The organism is Streptomyces sp. RLA123 (assembly GCF_056270165.1).
Map to the genome: position 1 here is coordinate 1,872,205 of NZ_JBWDOR010000003.1, position 17,070 is coordinate 1,889,274.

The 17,070-nt window shown below is 69.9% G+C and carries 15 protein-coding genes and 3 pseudogenes; 12 read left to right on the forward strand and 6 right to left on the reverse strand.

Features of this window, described 5'->3' with window-relative positions; genetic code table 11:
• Positions 1-46 precede the first annotated feature (46 nt).
• Positions 47-1,282: an MFS transporter gene (locus RV983_RS08455; protein WP_475985163.1), complete on the forward strand. Its 1,236-nt coding sequence runs from the start codon at positions 47-49 to the stop codon at positions 1,280-1,282.
• A gap of 14 nt (positions 1,283-1,296) precedes the next feature.
• On the opposite strand, the gene RV983_RS08460 is transcribed toward RV983_RS08455, so the two are convergent.
• Positions 1,297-1,944 carry a WYL domain-containing protein gene (locus tag RV983_RS08460; RefSeq protein WP_475985164.1) on the reverse strand — a complete coding sequence of 216 codons (648 nt, stop codon included), beginning with the start codon at positions 1,942-1,944 and terminating at the stop codon, positions 1,297-1,299.
• Between RV983_RS08460 and RV983_RS08465 the strand changes: the two are divergent.
• The 4 genes and pseudogenes from RV983_RS08465 to RV983_RS08480 all read left to right on the forward strand — a co-directional run.
• Positions 1,856-2,782: pseudogene (locus RV983_RS08465) on the forward strand (SpoIIE family protein phosphatase); the annotation flags it as partial. The gene RV983_RS08460 and the pseudogene RV983_RS08465 overlap by 89 nt on opposite strands.
• A 57-nt stretch (positions 2,783-2,839) precedes the next feature.
• The gene (locus RV983_RS08470; protein WP_475985165.1) at positions 2,840-3,940 is read left to right on the forward strand and encodes a calcium:cation antiporter; all 1,101 of its coding nucleotides are present in this window, start codon (positions 2,840-2,842) and stop codon (positions 3,938-3,940) included.
• Positions 3,941-3,997: 57 nt separating this feature from the next.
• Positions 3,998-4,240 (forward strand): hypothetical protein, encoded by a 243-nt coding sequence (locus RV983_RS08475; RefSeq protein ID WP_475985166.1) that lies wholly within the window; start codon positions 3,998-4,000, stop codon positions 4,238-4,240.
• Between the two features lie 36 nt (positions 4,241-4,276).
• Complete coding sequence (locus RV983_RS08480) at positions 4,277-4,618, forward strand: CorA family divalent cation transporter (protein WP_475990254.1); 342 nt, start codon at positions 4,277-4,279, stop codon at positions 4,616-4,618.
• Here the strand turns inward: RV983_RS08480 and RV983_RS08485 are convergent.
• Positions 4,589-5,143, reverse strand: a pseudogene (locus RV983_RS08485) (transposase); the annotation flags it as partial. The gene RV983_RS08480 and the pseudogene RV983_RS08485 overlap by 30 nt on opposite strands.
• Before the next feature lie 399 nt (positions 5,144-5,542).
• Between RV983_RS08485 and RV983_RS08490 the strand changes: the two are divergent.
• Positions 5,543-6,265, forward strand: a complete 723-nt coding sequence (locus RV983_RS08490; RefSeq protein WP_475985167.1) for an ISL3 family transposase — start codon at positions 5,543-5,545, stop codon at positions 6,263-6,265.
• Between the two features lie 308 nt (positions 6,266-6,573).
• On the opposite strand, the gene RV983_RS08495 is transcribed toward RV983_RS08490, so the two are convergent.
• Entirely contained in the window at positions 6,574-7,512 is a 939-nt protein-coding gene (locus RV983_RS08495; protein WP_475985168.1) for an NADP-dependent oxidoreductase, read from the reverse strand.
• Between the two features lie 103 nt (positions 7,513-7,615).
• On the opposite strand from RV983_RS08495, the gene RV983_RS08500 reads away from it, so the two are divergent.
• From RV983_RS08500 to RV983_RS08515, 4 genes are all read left to right on the forward strand, one after another.
• Positions 7,616-8,182, forward strand: coding sequence for a TetR/AcrR family transcriptional regulator (locus tag RV983_RS08500; RefSeq protein ID WP_475985169.1), 567 nt, complete (start codon positions 7,616-7,618; stop codon positions 8,180-8,182).
• 706 nt (positions 8,183-8,888) lie between these two features.
• Positions 8,889-10,334, forward strand: a complete 1,446-nt coding sequence (locus RV983_RS08505; protein WP_475985170.1) for an NF041680 family putative transposase — start codon at positions 8,889-8,891, stop codon at positions 10,332-10,334.
• 331 nt (positions 10,335-10,665) lie between these two features.
• Positions 10,666-11,856 carry a hypothetical protein gene (locus RV983_RS08510; protein WP_475985171.1) on the forward strand — a complete coding sequence of 397 codons (1,191 nt, stop codon included), beginning with the start codon at positions 10,666-10,668 and terminating at the stop codon, positions 11,854-11,856.
• Between the two features lie 123 nt (positions 11,857-11,979).
• Positions 11,980-12,879 carry a Vgb family protein gene (locus tag RV983_RS08515; protein ID WP_475985172.1) on the forward strand — a complete coding sequence of 300 codons (900 nt, stop codon included), beginning with the start codon at positions 11,980-11,982 and terminating at the stop codon, positions 12,877-12,879.
• Between the two features lie 88 nt (positions 12,880-12,967).
• Here RV983_RS08515 and RV983_RS08520 read toward each other — a convergent pair whose 3' ends face one another.
• Positions 12,968-13,405, reverse strand: coding sequence for a DUF3307 domain-containing protein (locus RV983_RS08520; protein WP_475985173.1), 438 nt, complete (start codon positions 13,403-13,405; stop codon positions 12,968-12,970).
• 376 nt (positions 13,406-13,781) lie between these two features.
• On the reverse strand, positions 13,782-14,330 hold the full coding sequence (locus tag RV983_RS08525; RefSeq protein ID WP_475985174.1) for a DUF6919 domain-containing protein: 549 nt from the start codon (positions 14,328-14,330) through the stop codon (positions 13,782-13,784).
• A 146-nt stretch (positions 14,331-14,476) separates the two neighbouring features.
• Here RV983_RS08525 and RV983_RS08530 point away from each other — a divergent pair, with 146 nt between their 5' ends.
• Positions 14,477-14,887: a hypothetical protein gene (locus tag RV983_RS08530; protein ID WP_475985175.1), complete on the forward strand. Its 411-nt coding sequence runs from the start codon at positions 14,477-14,479 to the stop codon at positions 14,885-14,887.
• A 298-nt stretch (positions 14,888-15,185) separates the two neighbouring features.
• Positions 15,186-16,443: pseudogene (locus tag RV983_RS08535) on the forward strand (IS701 family transposase).
• Positions 16,444-16,467: 24 nt separating this feature from the next.
• Here RV983_RS08535 and RV983_RS08540 read toward each other — a convergent pair.
• Entirely contained in the window at positions 16,468-16,905 is a 438-nt protein-coding gene (locus RV983_RS08540) for a DUF7919 family protein (RefSeq protein ID WP_475985176.1), read from the reverse strand.
• Between the last annotated feature and the right edge of the window lie 165 nt (positions 16,906-17,070).

Below are 17,070 nucleotides of genomic sequence, written 5' to 3' on the forward strand. Positions count from 1 at the left end.
CCTCACTGACAGAAGATGTCAGGGACCCTCCGCACCATGGGTGGACGTGACCACCACCCGTACGCAGGCCCTGCTGCTGCCCGCCGTCTTCATCACCTCGCTCGGCAACAACATCCAGCTGATCGCCGCCGCGCTGCTCATCGTGCGGGCCCAGGGCTCGGTGCTGGACGTGGGATGGCTCTTCATCGCCGTCGCCGTGCCGCAGGCGGTACTCTCCCCGCTGTTCGGGCGGCTGGCCGACCGCTTCGACCGGCGCACGCTCTGGGTGGCCTGCGACGCCCTCAGCGCGCTCGCCGCGCTCGCGATGCCGCTGGGGCTGGCGATGGGCGGTCCGCGGAACGCGGTCGTCTACGGCAGCAACTTCGCCCTCGCGGTGATCGCGGCGCTGTTCGTGCCGGTCAGCGCCGCACTCGTCAAGGAGCGGGTCGCCGCGCGGGAGTTGCGCCGGTTCAACGCGCACTACGAGATGGCCCTGCAGAGCGGGATGCTGCTGTCGGCGACGGTCGGCGGCATCGCCCTCCAGTACTTCGGGGCCACCCCGCTGTGCGTGTTCAACGGGATCACCTTCGCGGTCTCCGCGCTGCTCGTGCTGGCGACCGGGCGCGCCGGGCGGCGGGCCGTACTCCCGCGGGCCGCGGCCGGTGGCCCGGCCCCGGCCGTCCCGGCCCAGTCGCCGCTCGGGCCGGTGATCACGCTCTACGCGCAGGGCAGCGTGGTCGTCACCGTGTTCAACGCGCTCATGCCGGTCCTCGTCATCGGCGACCTGCACCGGGGTCCGGCCGTCGTGGGCGTGGTCGACGCGCTCGGCGGCGCCGGCTTCCTGCTCGCGGCCGCCGCCTACCGGATCACCGGCGCGCGCCTCGGCGATCTGCGGCTCGCCCTGGCCGGCTTCCTCTTCTGCAACGTCCTGTTCGCGGTCCAACCGCGGTTCGGCGTGCCGGGGCTGGTGCTGCTCGTACCGCTCGGCGCGTTCCTCTTCGGGCAGGCCCGTATCGCGTCCCGCACGCTGCTCATGGCCTCGGTCGAGGAGCACCGCGCGGGGCGCGCCTTCGGGGTCGCCAACGGCTGGGGGCTCGCCCCCACGGTCGTCGTCATGCTGGGCACCGGCGCCGTCACCGCCCGCGCCGGGACCGCCGCGGGCTTCGCGGCCGTCGCCGCCGTCAGCGCCCTCGCTGCCTTCGCCTCCGCGGCCTGGCTCCGCGCGGCCCGCCGGTCCGCGCACTCCCCCGAGCCCCTCCCGGCCGCCCCCGCGGCGGACCTCGCGGACCGGCACCCGGCCTGAACGGCGGGGCGGCGTCAACGGGTCGCGTACAGGGCCGCCAGGCCGCGCGCCGAGCCGACGAGCAGTTCGCGCAGCGCCAGGGGTCCGAGTACTTCGAGGTCGGGGCCGAGCCGGAGGAATTCGCTGTGGGCGTGCCCGAGGGACTCGATCGGTACGAAAGCGCGGACCCAGCCGTCGCCGTCGGGCTCGCCGCGTTCGGCGACCGCCCGCACGACGGCGTGCGAGAGCAGCGAGGGCAGGCGCTCCGCCCCGCGCGGTGAGAGCCGGATCAGGGCCTCCCCCTGATGGAGCCGGGCATGGAAGTCGGCGAGGTAGGCACGCCAGTACGCCGCCAGGTCGAAGCCCGCCTCGGGCTCGAAGGCCTCGCCGACCACGTCGACGGCCAGCATCTGGTCGACGCGGTACGTGCGCAGGCCGCCGTCGCCGCGGGCGACGACGTACCAGCGGCCGGCCTTGAGGACCAGGCCGTACGGCTCCAGGCGCCGCTCGGTCTCGGCGGGCTCGCGCCAGCGGCGGTAGCGCACCCGCACGGCCTGCCGGTTCCACACGGCGTCCGCGACGGCGGGCAGATGGGGGGTCTCGTCTCCGGGGCTGTACCAACCGGGGGCGTCGGCGGTGCGGACCCTGGCGGACGTGGACCTGCCGCCCGACGAGCTGCTCACCCACCTCGACGACCTCGTCGTCCATCTGAACTCGGGGGACGAGGCCGGCGAGGACCGCGGCCAGGCCACCACCGAGGTCGGCGCGACCTGCCTGTACGCGGTGCACGACCCCATCTCGCGGCGGTGCTCGATGGCCAGCGCCGGGCACCCGTCGCCCGTGCTGCGGCTGCCCGACGGGACCGTGGAGGTCGTCCCGGTGTCCGCGGGCCCTCCGCTGGGCGTCGGCGGGCTGCCCTTCGAGGCGACGGAACGGGAGCTGCCGGAGGGCAGCGTCCTGGCCCTCTACACGGATGGTCTGATCGGCAGCCGGGATTTCGACCTGGACGCGGGCCTGGCGCGGCTGCGCACCGCGCTCGCGGCTCCCGCGCCCTCCATCGACTCGGCCTGCGACACGATCCTGAAGTCCCTCCCGCCGGACCGGCCGGTCGACGACGTGGCGCTGCTGCTGGCCCGCACCCGGGCGCTGAACACCGCACAGGTCGCGGTCTGGGACGTGCCCTCCGACCCGGCGCACGTGGCCGGGGCCCGGCAGGCCACGGCGGAACTGCTGCGCGGCTGGGGCATGGAGGACGCGGTGCACGTCACCGAACTCGTGGTGAGCGAGCTGGTCACCAACGCCATCCGGCACGGATCGCCGCCGGTCCAGCTGCGGGTCATCCGCGACCGCTCCCTCATCTGCGAGGTCTCCGACGGCAGCAACACCGCCCCGCACCTGCGCCGGGCCCGCTCGGACGACGAGGGAGGGCGGGGTCTGCTGCTGGTCGCGCAGCTGACGCAGGCGTGGGGAACGCGGCAGGCCGCCACCGGCAAAACGATCTGGGCCGAGCAGGCGCTCTAGCCGGGGGCCGGCCGCGCCCGCGTCGCGCCCGGCCTGACGAGGTGTCAGACTCGGCCCATGATCGCCCGTTCCCGCATGGCCGTGCTGCGCTGGACGGTCGTCGTGCCGGTGGTCTCGGTCGTGTTGCTGGCTCTCACCTGGGGCCGGTCGCTGCCGGTGGCGGTGGTCGTCGTGGTGGCCCTGTTCCTGGCGGCGGCCGTGCTGGCGGCCGTGCACCACGCTGAGGTGGTGGCGCACCGGGTGGGCGAGCCGTTCGGCTCACTGGTGCTGGCGGTGTCGGTGACGGTCATCGAGGTGGCGCTGATCCTCACACTGACGGCGGACGGCGGCCCCAAGAGCGCGGGACTGGCCCGCGACACCGTCTTCGCGGCCGTGATGATCACCTGCAACGGCATCATGGGGCTGTGCCTGCTCGTGGGGGCGCTGCGCCGCCGGGTGGCGGTCTTCCATCCCGAGGGGACAGGAGCGGCCCTGGGTTCCGTGGCGACCCTGGCGACGCTCAGCCTCGTCCTGCCGACCTTCACCACCAGCGCGCGGGGGCCGCAGTTCTCCACGACCCAGCTCGCCTTCGCCGCGCTCGCCTCACTGGTGCTGTACGGGCTGTTCGTGGCCACCCAGACGGTGCGCCACCGCGACTACTTCCTGCCGGTGACCTCCGCGGGCCGGGTCATCACCGACGACGAGCACTCCGTGCCGCCGACCACCCGGGCCGCGCTGTTCAGCCTCGGACTGCTGGCCGTCGCCCTGATCGCGGTGGTGGGCCTGGCCAAGGTGGAGGCCCCGACAATCGAGCACGGCGTGGCCGTCGCCGGACTGCCCTCCTCCTTCGTGGGCGTGGTCATCGCGCTGTTGGTGCTGCTGCCGGAGACGATCGCCGCGGTGCGCGCCGCCGCGCGGGACCGGGTGCAGACCAGCCTGAACCTCGCGCTCGGCTCGGCGATGGCGAGCATCGGGCTGACCATCCCGGCGGTGGCGGTGGCCTCGTTCTGGATGCCCGGCCCCCTGATCCTGGGGCTCGGTGCCACGCACATGGTGCTGCTGGCGATCACGGTCGCCGTGGGGACGCTGACGGTGGTCCCGGGCCGGGCCACACCCCTGCAGGGCGGACTGCACCTGTCGCTGCTGGCCGCCTATGTGGTGCTGGCCATCAGTCCCTGACGCTCTTTTGACCTCGGCCGGGGGCATGAAGGCGCCGGGCCGAAGCACGCGTGGGTCATGGAGTGTGTGGTGTACCAGGAGCGCTCGGGCAGCGCCGAGCGGGTGGAGTGCGCGCAGTGCGGCGGACCGGACGCGCCGGACGAGGTGTGCGAGGCGGCGCTGAAGCGCCTGTCCGGCCTGGGCGACGGGGAGTTCGGCTGGGTGCACCTGGTCGATCCCGCGGGGCACGTGGTGGCGCGGCTGGCCGAACCCCTGGGGCTGCACGCCCTGGCGGCCGAGGACGCCGTCCAGGCGCACTAGCGGCCCAAGCAGGAGCGGTACGGCGACGTGCTCGCGGTGGCCCTCAAGACACTGTGGTACCTGCCGGACGACGCGGCGGTCCAGACCGGCGAGATGATGCTGTTCGTCGGCCCGCGCCTCGTCCTGACGGTCCGCCATGGTTCCGCCGACCCGGCCGGCGAAGCCGCTCGCCGGCTCCGGGAGGACACCACGACGCTGCGCTTCGGCCCGCCCGCGGTACTGCACGCGCTGCTCGACGTCGTGGTCGACGACTACGGCGACGCCGCGGAGAAGGTCCGCGACAGCCTCGGCGGCCTGGAGCGCAGCGTCTTCTCCGCCGCGCGGGAGGACATCGCCGGGGAGATCAGCCTGCGCCAACCGCTGTACCACAGAACGTAGTTGGGCGGCGGTGACGGCAGTGGCGTCGTCGGCGGGGCCCAGACGCACGGCGTCCAGCAGCGCGACCCAGGAGGTGCGGCCGGTCTCCAGGGCGGCGACGAAAGAGTACGGCCAGCCAGGCACAAACTGATCCGTGCTGCGGTCACCGCGTCCGTAGACGTGACAGAACAGCCGGTTGTTGCTGGTCGGGGCATCAGGACGAAGCCAGTTGCTGACGTCCACGGCCAGCACGATGCGCCCGTCGGCCGCCTTCGGCAGCGGCAGACGGGCCAACGTGCGGCGCAACCGTGTCGGCTCCAGCCAGCCCCGGTCCAAGGCGGCGTACAGGGCGCCGTGCCCGCGCCGGTGCTCGACCGCCAGTGACAGCTCGACCAGCGTCTTCACCGGCCCATCCGCACACAGCACCGCATCCGTGAGCTCGAAAAGCGTGTCCGCACGGGCGTAGAGGCATTCATAGAACTCGACCCGAAAGCGGGACAACACGTCCAACGCCTCGCCTGCGGGCGCATCGAAGGGGAGACTCATGGGCAGCGGCCGTTCTCTCGTGCTTCGTGACTCGACATCTCGAAGCGTGGAGAACGGCCGCCCCCATTGTCCCGGGAAAAACCGCAGATCAGCAGGTCGAGTGACCTGCCAAGTTAAACGTCAAGCTAAGACTTAGCCCTGCACCAACCTTCATGATCACTTTTGGGCCATAGTTCCGCAGTACCCAAAAGGCTATCCCCGCAGTCACAACATCCTCCGCCCAGTTGCAGCACCACAGGTCAGAGCGTCACAGAGCCGGGCATCAAGCGCCCCTGCAGCACACCACACCAGGTCAGACGGCATACCAGAGGCTACATATGTGTAACTCAAATACCCAAGGTCAGCGCATCAAGCATGTCGTAACTAGAGAGAAAGTCGACACTCGTGCAGGACGTCTCCATGGTGGATCACCGCCCCGTACTCCAACGGCATCAACCCTGTCCTTCCCACCCCACGCCGCACCGATCGCCATGTCCGTTCCGTCGCGGGGAACGCCGGCGCGGGCGACCGAGACGCAGACAGCGCAGCAACATCGCAACCGGCCCCACCCTGATTACCGGCCTCGTCGACGCCCAGGGCGCCGGCGGGCTGCTCGGCCAGGTCGGGGGCCGCACTGCCGCCGACTTCCTGGCCTGGCTCTCCACCACCGAGCTGACCTGGCGCAAGAACATCACCCACGTGGCCATCGACATGTCGGCCACCTACCGCGCCGAGATCCGCACCGGCCTTCCCGACGCGATCGTGGTCGTCGACCACTTCCACATCGTCCAGCTCGCCAACACGATGCTCTCCACCGTGCGGCGCCGCACCACCGCCGAGATCCGCGGCCGGCGCGGACGCGCCGCCGACCCCGAATGGAAAGCCCACCGCCGCCTGTTACGCAACCGCGAGAGCCTCACCGGCGAAAAGTTCGCGAGAATGTGGAACGCACTGCTGGACGAGGGACCGATCGGCCAGAGACTGCTGACCGCGTGGATTGCCAAGGAGTCCCTGCGCACTCTGCTCGCCCTGGCACGCACCGGCGCGGACCGCAACCAGGTCGGACACGCCCGATGGAAGTTCCTGACCTGGTGCGCGGACAGCGACGCCCCCACCGGCCGTCCTACCAACCATGGTTGGTAGGACGGCCGGTGCCACCCGGCGGCACGGACAGCGGGATTACCCGGTGCCTCGTCCCGCCACGCGGTCCCCCCGCCCCGAGCGGGTCCGCGCCAGAAGGGCGGTAGACGGAAGGCACCACCATCGTGCCGAACGCCCCTTGGAAGCAGCCCGTGAGAGTCGTCTCCGCCCCCATCGTTGCCGACCTGTCCATCGCCCGTCCGAAGCGTCGACGCCACCTGCCGTCCGCGCCGGGAGGGGAAGGAGGCCCACACGATCGATCTCCAGCTGAGCCGACTGGGGTGCTATCAGTAGAGCTCGGTCGACGCGCTCTAACTGGTACGGGTCATGTCGAGGACGATCTTTCCCCGTCGGGGCGGTTGTGCGGCTGCCTCGTGCGCCTGCGCTGCCTGATGGGCCGGGTAGATTTCGCGGACCGGAACGTGGAACCGGCCCTGGTCGGCGAGTGCCGTGGCTGACGTGAGTCCGTGGACGCCGTCGGGCTCGCCGCCGAGGCGGCCCACGGACAGCCGGACCCCGTAAGCCGATGCCCCAAAGTCAGCCAGGGTGACGACGCTGTCAGAGGTGCCAGCCAGTTCGATCAGTTCGCCCAGCGACCCGGCCCCCGCCACGTCAAGTGCCCGGTCGACCGGAGCGGCGGTCACCGCGCGGACCCGGGCCGGCAGACCGCGCCCGTAGTCCAAGGGTTCCACCCCCAGTTCCCTGAGGAACTGGTGACTGTCGGGGCGTGCTGTGCCGAGCACGCGGGCGCCGCGTGCCACCGCAAGTTGCACGGCGATGCTGCCGACGCCGCCGGCCGCACCGTCCACCAGCAGCGTCGTGTTCTCCCGTACGTCGAGCAGGTCGAGGGCGCGGGTCGCGGTCTCGATGCCGGTGCCCGCCGCGCCGGCTTCGGCCCACGTCAGGCCGTGCGGTTTGTGGGTCCAGAAGTCCAGGACCGCGTACTGCGCGCTCGCCCCGCCCAGCCGTGCCACGTCGACCGCGCCGAAGACCTCGTCGCCGACGGCGTAGCCCGTTACCTCAGCACCGATCTCGTCGATCACCCCGGCGGCATCGACGCCAGGAATGTGCGGCAGGGCGAGGTGCTTGCCCGCCGGGGACGAGCCTTCGCGCAGTGCGAGATCGACGGGTGATACCGCCGCGGTCCTGACGGCAATGCGGACCTGGTGAGGGCCAGGATGAGGCTCGGGCACGGTGCCCAGGGTCAGGACCTCCGGCGGGCCGAACCGCTTGAACTGCACAGCAAACATGATCACCTCTCCCGCCCGGAGCCTCCGCGCGCTCCCATGAGGTAAACATGGTTCCGGAGCACCTGTTCCACTACAGGAGAAGACGATAAGGACGCGGGGAAAAGTGACTCGGAAAGTCAGGGCAGACGCGGCCGACAACCATGAACACATCATCGCGACCGCCCGCGAGGCTTTCGCCGCCGAGGGCGTAGGCCTCCCCATGCGCGAGATCGCGCGGCGCGCCGGGCTGGGAATCGCGACGCTGTACCGGCACTTCCCCACCCGCACGGACTTGATCAGAGGCGCCCTGGCCGGGCATGTGGCGGCCTGCCGGGCTGACATGCAGGCCGCACAGAAAGAGCCGGACGCCTGGACCGCGCTCAGCGGAGCCATCCGCCAGTTCGCTGAGCACCAAATCCGGGCCCCCGGCCTCAATGAGGCACTGCTGGGCTCTCACACCGCAGGCGACGCCTTTCGTGCCGACCGGCAGGCCCACGCGGCAGCACTGGAACAACTCGTCGCCCGCGCACACCAGCAGCACGTCCTGCGGCGAGGAACCACCGTCGCAGACGTCCGCGTCGTCCTGATGGCGATATCCTCGCTGCGCCCCACGCAGGCCACTCGGCGGCCCGATGCGATCCGCACCTTGCTGGACCTGCTTCTGGCGGGGCTCCACTCGCCCGATCACTGACCTGCCGAGCGCCCAGGCCGCGCCGTTTGCCCCTACCGTGTCCCCCTCGGTCGCCTTCCTGTACGGGGCGGGCGCGGGCCCAGGCCACCGTGGTGGACGACGTGTCGCCGCTCCACCCCAAGCTCGTCCACATCCGCCGGTCCGAAGCCTCGTTCACCGCCCAGGAGATCGACCTCCGCGAACGGCCCCAGGCACAGCGAACGCGGAGACCATCTGCCCGAAGTTGGCCGTGCTCGCCGACACGGGCGGGTTGGCCCGTGCGGGAGCGGACTCGACGCTACGGCCTTCGACCTTGATGATGCCAATGCGGCCCTTGCACACGCGGCCACCGACGGGGAACGCTTCAGCTGACGGTCGTTCGGCCGACCACACCAGTCACACGACAGGGGCAGCGAGTTGGACTCCGCCGCTACCGGAACGCAAGACTGCGGCACAGGGCCTCCTGTTGCTCACTTGGATTCGACACCCATGAGCTGTGCAGGAGGCCCTACCCTCATGCCCGGACGTTCGGAAGATCACCCGACCGAGTCGCCACACTCGAACCGATGCTCACCATGCTCGATAGAGAAACGGCTTCTAAACTTGACGTTTAACTTCGCAGGGCACTCGACCTGCTGATCTGCGGTTTTTCCCGGGACAATGGGGGCGGCCGTTCTCCACGCTTCGAGATGTCGAGTCACGAAGCACGAGAGAACGGCCGCTGCCCATGAGTCTCCCCTTCGATGCGCCCGCAGGCGAGGCGTTGGACGTGTTGTCCCGCTTTCGGGTCGAGTTCTATGAATGCCTCTACGCCCGTGCGGACACGCTTTTCGAGCTCACGGATGCGGTGCTGTGTGCGGATGGGCCGGTGAAGACGCTGGTCGAGCTGTCACTGGCGGTCGAGCACCGGCGCGGGCACGGCGCCCTGTACGCCGCCTTGGACCGGGGCTGGCTGGAGCCGACACGGTTGCGCCGCACGTTGGCCCGTCTGCCGCTGCCGAAGGCGGCCGACGGGCGCATCGTGCTGGCCGTGGACGTCAGCAACTGGCTTCGTCCTGATGCCCCGACCAGCAACAACCGGCTGTTCTGTCACGTCTACGGACGCGGTGACCGCAGCACGGATCAGTTTGTGCCTGGCTGGCCGTACTCCTTCGTCGCCGCCCTGGAGACCGGCCGCACCTCCTGGGTCGCGCTGCTGGACGCCGTGCGTCTGGGCCCCGCCGACGACGCCACTGCCGTCACCGCCGCCCAACTACGTTCTGTGGTACAGCGGTTGACGCAGGCCCGGCACTGGCAGCCAGGTGATCCCGAGATCCTGATCGTCATGGACTCCGGCTACGACGTCACCTACCTCTCCCACGCCCTGGCAGACCTGCCCATCGTGCTGATCGGCCGGCTGCGCTCAGATCGCGTGATGCTCCGTGACCCGGGCCCCACCCACTCCGGGCCGAAGGGCGGGCGGCCCAGCCGGCACGGCGGCGTCCTCACCTTTGCCAAGCCCGACACCTGGCACACCCCCGACGTCACCACCGCCACGGACACCACCCGCTACGGCAACGCCGAGGCGATGGCATGGGACCGGATACACCCCCGCCTCACCCACCGCGGCCCCTGGCTGGACCACGCGGCGGAAGAACTCCCCATTCTGCACGGCACGTTGGTGCGGCTACAGGTCGAGCACCTTCCAGGCGACCGCGACCCGAAGCCGGTCTGGCTGTGGTGCTCGGCCACCGCCGCCACACCCGCGGACGTGAACCGCTGGTGGCAATCATTCCTCCGCAGATTCGACCTGGAACACACCTTCCGCCTGTTCAAGCAGACGCTCGGCTGGACCGCCCCGAAGGTCCGCCACGCGGACACCGCCGACCTGTGGACCCGGCTGATCATCGCCGCCCACACCCAGCTCCGTCTCGCCCGCCCCCTCGCCGAGGACCTCCGCCGCCCCTGGGAACGACCCGCCCAACCCCGCCGTCTCACCCCAGCCCGGGTCCGCCGAGGGTTTCGCAACGTCCGAGCGACGACTGCCCGTCCGGCAGCCGCACCAAAACCGTCCCATCCGGGCCCAGGACGACCTACGGGCTCGAAAAACAAGCGACGCGCCAGACGCCACAACGTTGGCAAGACCGTCAAACGCGCCGAAACGATCAAGGAGCACCAAGCGCAACAGGGTTAAACGTCAAGCTTAGTGCCTGTTTCTGAACCCTGAATCAGCAGCTCAGGGGCCATCAGTCCGGAATGACCGCTCTGCGCAAACGTTCGGGGAACGGTCACTGTGACCGTTCCCCGAACGGAGACTGCTGCGGCTGGCGTGACGCGAGGGAAGGGATTGGCGACCGCCATGGCGGTGGTGACCACCACCGCCACCCGGACTGCTCCGAAGAGTTCTGCGGCTTGATCAATCTGGCGCTGACGGTCAGCAGGTTCGCCCTCGGTCGACCTGATATCAGGCTACCGGCCGGCCCCGGGCGGAGGTTCAGAAACAGGCACTCAACAGCAACGGCGCGATGGACTGGCTGCGGCGGTGGGTGGACTCGCCGGCCGGCCAGCGTCTGGGCTTGGAGCCCATCCCTGACACACCGGTGCATCCCCGCAGCCTGCGCCGCACGCTCGCGGTTGAAATGGCGGCCAGGCCCGGCGGGCTGTTGGCCACGAAACTGCACTTCAAGCACCTGTCTGTAGTCACCAGCGAGGGGTACGCTCACCGGCCCGGGGGCGCCCAGGCCGTCTTCCACCAGGAGTGGAAGAAAGCCGAGGCGGACGAGAAGATGCGCCGGACCCTGGAGGCATTCCGCCAGTTCCAGGACGGCCAGTTGCCGGCCGGTCCCGGCCCGGATGCCCTGATGGCCGCCTTTCGCGCGGTCGAGGACGAACTCCAAGGACACGAGGCCGGCCCGGCCAAGGTGGTCACCGACCGGCAGGTCGAACTGCTGCTCAAGATGAAGGCCGCAGTCCTGCACCTGTCCGCCGCGAACTACTGCTGGTTCGAGGACCTGGCCAAAGCCTTGTGTCTCAAGCTGGCCGGCGCCAAGTCAGCGGCGGCTCCGCTGACGGGAATGTGTGACAGCTCCCGCTGTCCGCAGGCCACCCACCATCTCCTCCACCGGCCGTCTGGCAGACCGCGGCGGACAACGGCACGGTCCTCCTGGCCAGCCCGCGCATTCCGATCGGTGAGAAGAACCGGCTGCGGGCCGAACACGAACGCTCCATGCGAGCCCTCGAAGAGATCGACAAGGCCGCCGGAAAGGCGGGATGACATGGCACTCAGTCACGAGCAGCGCGATCAGATCGAACGGCGGATCCGCGCAGCCATCGACCGGCTCCTCGCCGGGCAGATCCCGGTCGGCGGGGCCTGCGACGTCAAGACCCTCGCCCGCGAGGCCGGTATCTCCCGCGCCGCCCTCTATCGCACCTTGGGCCACCTCAAGGACGAGTTCGAGAAACGACGGGCCTCTGCCTGGGCCGCCGGACAGCAGCCCGACCCGCGAGAAGCACGGATCGCGCGGCTGCGGGACCAAAATCAGCGTCTCACTCACAAACTCGCCCGCACGCACACCGAGTTCAACCAGCTCAAGGAACGTCATCAGCTGGCCCTTTCGGTCCTGGCGGCCAAAGACGACGAGCTCCAGCGGCTCCGTCGAGAGCTGAGTACGTTCAGCTGTACCTCCCTGGCCCCAGTTCCCCCACTCCGCCAGTGATCGGTGATGTCTGGCTTTGTGCGGCTGCTGCCGCAGGACTGGAATATCCAGGTGCGTGGGCGCTGTGGGCACGGATAGCATCCGCAGTCGCACTTCCACCGTTCACCGATCAAGGAATCGCCGATGCCGAGCCGTCCGCCCGTTGCGATCGCAGAGTTCTCCGTCTCCGACCGTGAGGCCGGACCCTACGGAATCACTGCCGGACCAGACGGCGCACTGTGGTTCACCATGGTCCACCACGGACGGATCGGCCGCATCACCCCCGACGGCGACGTCACCTCCTACCAGCTCGAACCGGCTTCCGACGGACCGTCGATCATCACAGCAGGGCCCGACGACGCGCTGTGGTTCACCGAGTTCCGCAGCCACCGGATCGGCCGAATCACCACGACCGGAAACATCACATCGTTCCCGCTGCCGACGCTGGACGCCGGGCCGTTCGGCATCACCGCGGGCCCCGATGACGCACTGTGGTTCACCGAGGCCAACGCCGACCGCATCGGCCGCATCACGCCCGACGGGCAGATCACCGAGTTCCCTCTCCCGCTTTCGGGCGCCTTCCCGTCAGCCATCGCCACCGGCCCGGACGGCCGGCTGTGGTTCACGATGAACCAGGCGAACGCGATCGGCGCCATCGGACGCGACGGTGACGTCACCGTTCACCCGTTGCCTACACCGGCCAGCGCCCCGGTCGGCATCACGGCCGGCGCCGACGGCGCCATGTGGTTCGTCGAGATCGGCACCGGTCAGATCGGACGGATCACGCCGGACGGGAAGGTCGACGAATTCGCCCTGCCCGACCGTGCGTCACGCCCGCACGCCATCGCCGCCGACGCCGACGGAAACTGCTGGTTCACCGAATGGGGAGCCAACCGCGTCGGCCGGATCACCCCCGACGGTCGTATCGACGAACACGACCTTCCCAGCCCGGCCTCGGAACCACACGGCATCGCCCAAGGCCCAGACGGCGCGATGTGGACCGCCCTGGAGATCGGAACGATCGCACGCCTCACCACACCCTGAGACGGAATCCCGGCAGGGATGGCAGCTCAGCGCACTCCTTGGCACAGCCCGCTTGCTACCCAATCCAGCATCCCAGGTCGATCCGATGTCACAGCAAGGTGATGAGCAGAGCCGAGACCCACAGGCAGAAGACGTGTTGGGCCTGGTCGACGGAGTATCGGCCCTGCGGGTTCTTGGCGAACTGGCCGCTGCCGGTCAGGACCATCCATGCCCTAACCGGCCATCGGCGGTCCCAGAAGCCGTGGGTGACGGCCGAGAATGCGATCCCCGCCGCGACCCCGGTCCATCCGATGGAAAGGTCGAGCAGGACCGTCGTCACCGCAAGCATCACGGTCATGACCAGGTGATAGACGGCGACGTGAGCAATCAGAGCGCGCCACGACTCAGCAGCAGTCGGGGCACCGGACCCGGGCTCGGGACGGCCTTTCGCTGCTGCCCACTTGTCCGTCTGCCAGCACTGATCCGCCCAGACATGGGAGGCGAACAGCACCGCGAACACCGCGGCGAACACGGCTGCGGGCATCATGCCGTCACCCCCAGGAGTGCACCTCGAGGCGCAACATCGAGGCTCACCAACTGAGACACGCGAACGGAGCCTCGGACTGACGACGGTCGTCGGCTGCCCCTCGAAAGCGAGACACCGAGGAAGGTGGACACGGCCTTCGCCGCGTTAACCCAGAGATCCCCCACACTGTGTGCGACGTACAGGGAGACGAACACGGCGGCGAATACGGCGGCCTGGTCCACAACGGTCCTTTCTGGTCGGTGGTGGATGGTGGTGCGTGCCCCGAGCCCAAGTCGATCGGGCGCCCGCACGGCGGGTTGCCGGGGCGGGTTGTGATGGGCTGATCGGAGGCCGGCGGGCTTAGGTGGCTTCGGAGGTTCGCGGCGGGGGACCGGAGTCACGTGCCGACGGGCGGGCTGTCCTTCAGGAGTCCGGGTAGGGCCGCGGTCTGGCGGCGCAGGAGGTCCCAGAGCCGTTCGCTGGGTCGCGGGCTGGGATCGATGAGCGTGACCTGAGTGGCCCGCGAGACGGCGGCGAGCGCGTCACGATGGCAGCCATGCCAGATGCACCTCAGGTCGCGGCGGCTGAGAGCGCCACCGAACGCTGTGACTGGTGCATCGTCCCGGGTCGTGACGACCCGTGCGCCGCTGCCCGGCCTGTCGCCGAGCTCATGGAGGATGATCGTCACGCTTGCGTGGCTGGCGGCGCCGACCAGTCGCTGGAGGAGGTCCGGGTCCTCAACGAACCCCTCCACTGCGGCGTGCTGTTGCCACCGCGCTCCGTCACGACCGACCGCGTCGACACCAGGTTGCGAACCGATCGTGAGGAATCCGCTCCGGTTCGCCGTTGCCAAGACGTCCAGGAGGCCCGTGGTCTCGGGCGCCGGGCCGCATCGGGGTTGGTAGCCGGGCTGGCTTTCGATCGCACCGGTGAGCCAGTCCGCCATCGCCGACCCTAGTACTCTCCAGCCGGACTTCGTGACCTGGCATCCTGTCACGCGCAGTGCCGCGCAGGCCCACACCCAAGCGACACACCCCGGCGATGTGACAGCCTCGTGAATGCGGATACGCGCGACAAGGAAGGTAGGACGGTATGACCGCTGACGAGACCGGACGGCGCGACCCCGAGCCGCGGCAGGACCTGGTGCAACGCTCGGCACCGTTCCTGCCCGCCGGCAGCGAGATCCGGCAGGTCTTCATCTGCCAGAGCGCGCCAAACTTCTGGTTCTTCATCATTACTTATCTCACCGGCCTGACGATGTTCTGGAACAAGTACCGGTGCTTGGCGGTCACCCAGGACGCCATCTACGTGTTGGACAGCAGCAAGCTGTCCGGCGGCGCCAGCCCACAGCGTCTGGCGGGCACGATGCCACGCCATACCCGACTTGGTCCGGTCTCCGGCCGATGGGGACAGGTGAACCTACTCGGCGAGCGTCATTGGGTCCACAAACGCTTCCACCACCAGATCGCTGCCGCAGACCAGGAGACCGGCTTCGCCCTATAGGTCACGACCTCGGACGGCGACCTGCTGTCACGGTCGGACGCGGCCGACACGGGCTGCCGCGAGCACCGAATTCCACAGCGCCCAGAACGGACCACGACTGGACTGGCTCACCGAATTCGCTGCCCGTCTGGCGGAGTTGCTCACCGAACGCCCGTAGGCCGTGATCTCTGTGGTGGGGGCTGCTGCGGGAATGGCTGCGGCCACCGGTGATCATCGGTATGTGAAGACAGACGATCCCGCGGTTGCCGCGGGGGACAGCGTAGTGCCTGCCCGATGGCGGGAGGCGTTCGAGGCCCTGATGGGCCGGATCGCCGGTCGGTTCGGCCGGGTCGAACCCCGGCGCCGGGCCCGGCAGTTGGTGCTCGGCTTGCTGGCAGACCTGCCACGGAAGAACTGCTGGACGATCGCCGAGCACGCCGGGGACGCCACCCCGCACGGCCTGCAGCACCTGCTCGCCCGCGCGAAGTGGGATGCCGACGCGGTCCGCGACGACCTACGCGCCTACGTGGTCGACCACCTGGCCGACGACCAGGCCGTGCTCGTGGTGGACGAGACCGGAGATCTGAAGAAGGGCACCCGCACCGTGGGCGTGCAGCGCCAGTACACCGGCACCGCCGGCAGGATCGAGAACTCCCAAGTCGCCGTCTACCTCACCTACACCTCCCGCCACGGCCACGCTGCCATCGACCGTGCTCCTTACCTGCCCAAGTCTTGGACCAGCGACCCGGAACGCCTGTGGCAGGCCGGTGTCCCCGACGGGACCGGTTTCGCCACCAAACCCCAGCTGGCCCAGCGGATGATCGAGCACGCCCTGGCCGCCGGTACCCCGGCGGCCTGGGCTGCCGCGGACGAGGTCTACGGCAACAATCCCGCCCTGCGCTCCGCCCTGGAGGCGCGCGGCCTCGGCTACGTCCTGGCCGTCTCGTGCTCTCACCCCATCCCCACCGCCGCCGGCCCTCGCCGTGCCGACCTGCTCGCAAAGAAGATCCCGCGCCGGGCCCGGCAGAAGCTGTCCGCCGGACGCGGTGCCAAGGGGTACCGCTTTCTACGACTGGGCACTGGTCGCCATCACCGCACCCGGCCTGGCAGGCCATCACCACCTGCTAATCCGCCACAACCGAACCACGAGCGAACTGGCCTACCGCTGCTGGTCACCCCGCCCGGTGCCGCTGGCCACCCTGGTACGGGTCGCAGGCAGCCGCTGGACGGTGGAAGAGATGTTCCAGAGTTCGAAGGGGCTGGCGGGACTGGACGAGCACCAAGTGCGGCGCTGGGACTCCTGGCACCGCTGGGTCACCCTGGCCCTGCTGGCTCACGCCTTCCTCGCCGTCACCGCCGCCCGCGAACGCCGAGCCCACGCCTCCGCCGACGACGGCACCAGCCCCAACGGCCTGATCCCTCTCACCTGCAACGAGATCCAGCGCCTGTTCGCCGCGCTCCTCGTACGCCCCGTCCTCGACATCGCCCACCGACTGCGCTGGTCAACCTGGCGCCGACGCCACCAAGCCCGAGCACGCCACAGCCACTACCGCCGCCAGGCAGCCCTTCAACCATGAAGATCACGATCTACATCTCGAGTACTAGAACGAGTGCGCCACGACGCGGCCCGCCAGCACGGCTTCCACGAAGGGCTCGGGAGGCGCGTAGTGGTGGGTCAGGACGTAGTGGGCGACCATGTCCGGCGCGATGAGCCAGGTGTCCGCGTCGCCGGTCTCGACACGGACCTCGCCGTGGCCGACGAGGATCCGCTCGCGCCCGCGGGCGACGGTGACGGGGTGGGCCCGCCGTCCGCCCGTGAGAAAGCGGCGGCGGCACAGCCCGCAGCCGTACCACCCGCGGGTGATGGCGAAGCGGTGGTCACGGCAGAGCGCGAACAGCCGTTCGGCGAAGGCCTCGTCGGGCTCGGCGCGGGTGAAGGGGTGGGCGGGGTCGAGCCATCCGACGGCGCGCGCGGAGACTTCGGACGGAATCGTTTCTGTGAAATAGCCGTACGAACTCAGGTCCTCGTAGTACGTCATGCCGCCCCTCCGCGGGTTCCGCGCCGCGCGCGGTACCGGTCAACCGCGGGAAAGCGTCCAGCACGGAGGCCGCCGGGTCAATCACCCGTTCGCGCGGCGCGTCCCGCGCTCCACGCGTGAACCGGCCGCCCCCGGCGGAGCGCGGGGTCACCCGGGCCGGCGACC

Coding starts and splice junctions, on each gene's coding strand:
- RV983_RS08470 (WP_475985165.1), top strand. CDS start 2,840: ATGATCGCCCGTTCCCGCATGGCCGTGCTGCGCTGGACGGTCGTCGTG.
- RV983_RS08495 (WP_475985168.1), bottom strand. CDS start 7,512: ATGTTTGCTGTGCAGTTCAAGCGGTTCGGCCCGCCGGAGGTCCTGACC.
- RV983_RS08520 (WP_475985173.1), bottom strand. CDS start 13,405: ATGATGCCCGCAGCCGTGTTCGCCGCGGTGTTCGCGGTGCTGTTCGCC.
- RV983_RS08510 (WP_475985171.1), top strand. CDS start 10,666: ATGGACTGGCTGCGGCGGTGGGTGGACTCGCCGGCCGGCCAGCGTCTG.
- RV983_RS08540 (WP_475985176.1), bottom strand. CDS start 16,905: ATGACGTACTACGAGGACCTGAGTTCGTACGGCTATTTCACAGAAACG.
- RV983_RS08515 (WP_475985172.1), top strand. CDS start 11,980: ATGCCGAGCCGTCCGCCCGTTGCGATCGCAGAGTTCTCCGTCTCCGAC.
- RV983_RS08530 (WP_475985175.1), top strand. CDS start 14,477: ATGACCGCTGACGAGACCGGACGGCGCGACCCCGAGCCGCGGCAGGAC.
- RV983_RS08490 (WP_475985167.1), top strand. CDS start 5,543: ATGGTGGATCACCGCCCCGTACTCCAACGGCATCAACCCTGTCCTTCC.
- RV983_RS08475 (WP_475985166.1), top strand. CDS start 3,998: ATGGAGTGTGTGGTGTACCAGGAGCGCTCGGGCAGCGCCGAGCGGGTG.
- RV983_RS08525 (WP_475985174.1), bottom strand. CDS start 14,330: ATGGCGGACTGGCTCACCGGTGCGATCGAAAGCCAGCCCGGCTACCAA.
- RV983_RS08505 (WP_475985170.1), top strand. CDS start 8,889: ATGAGTCTCCCCTTCGATGCGCCCGCAGGCGAGGCGTTGGACGTGTTG.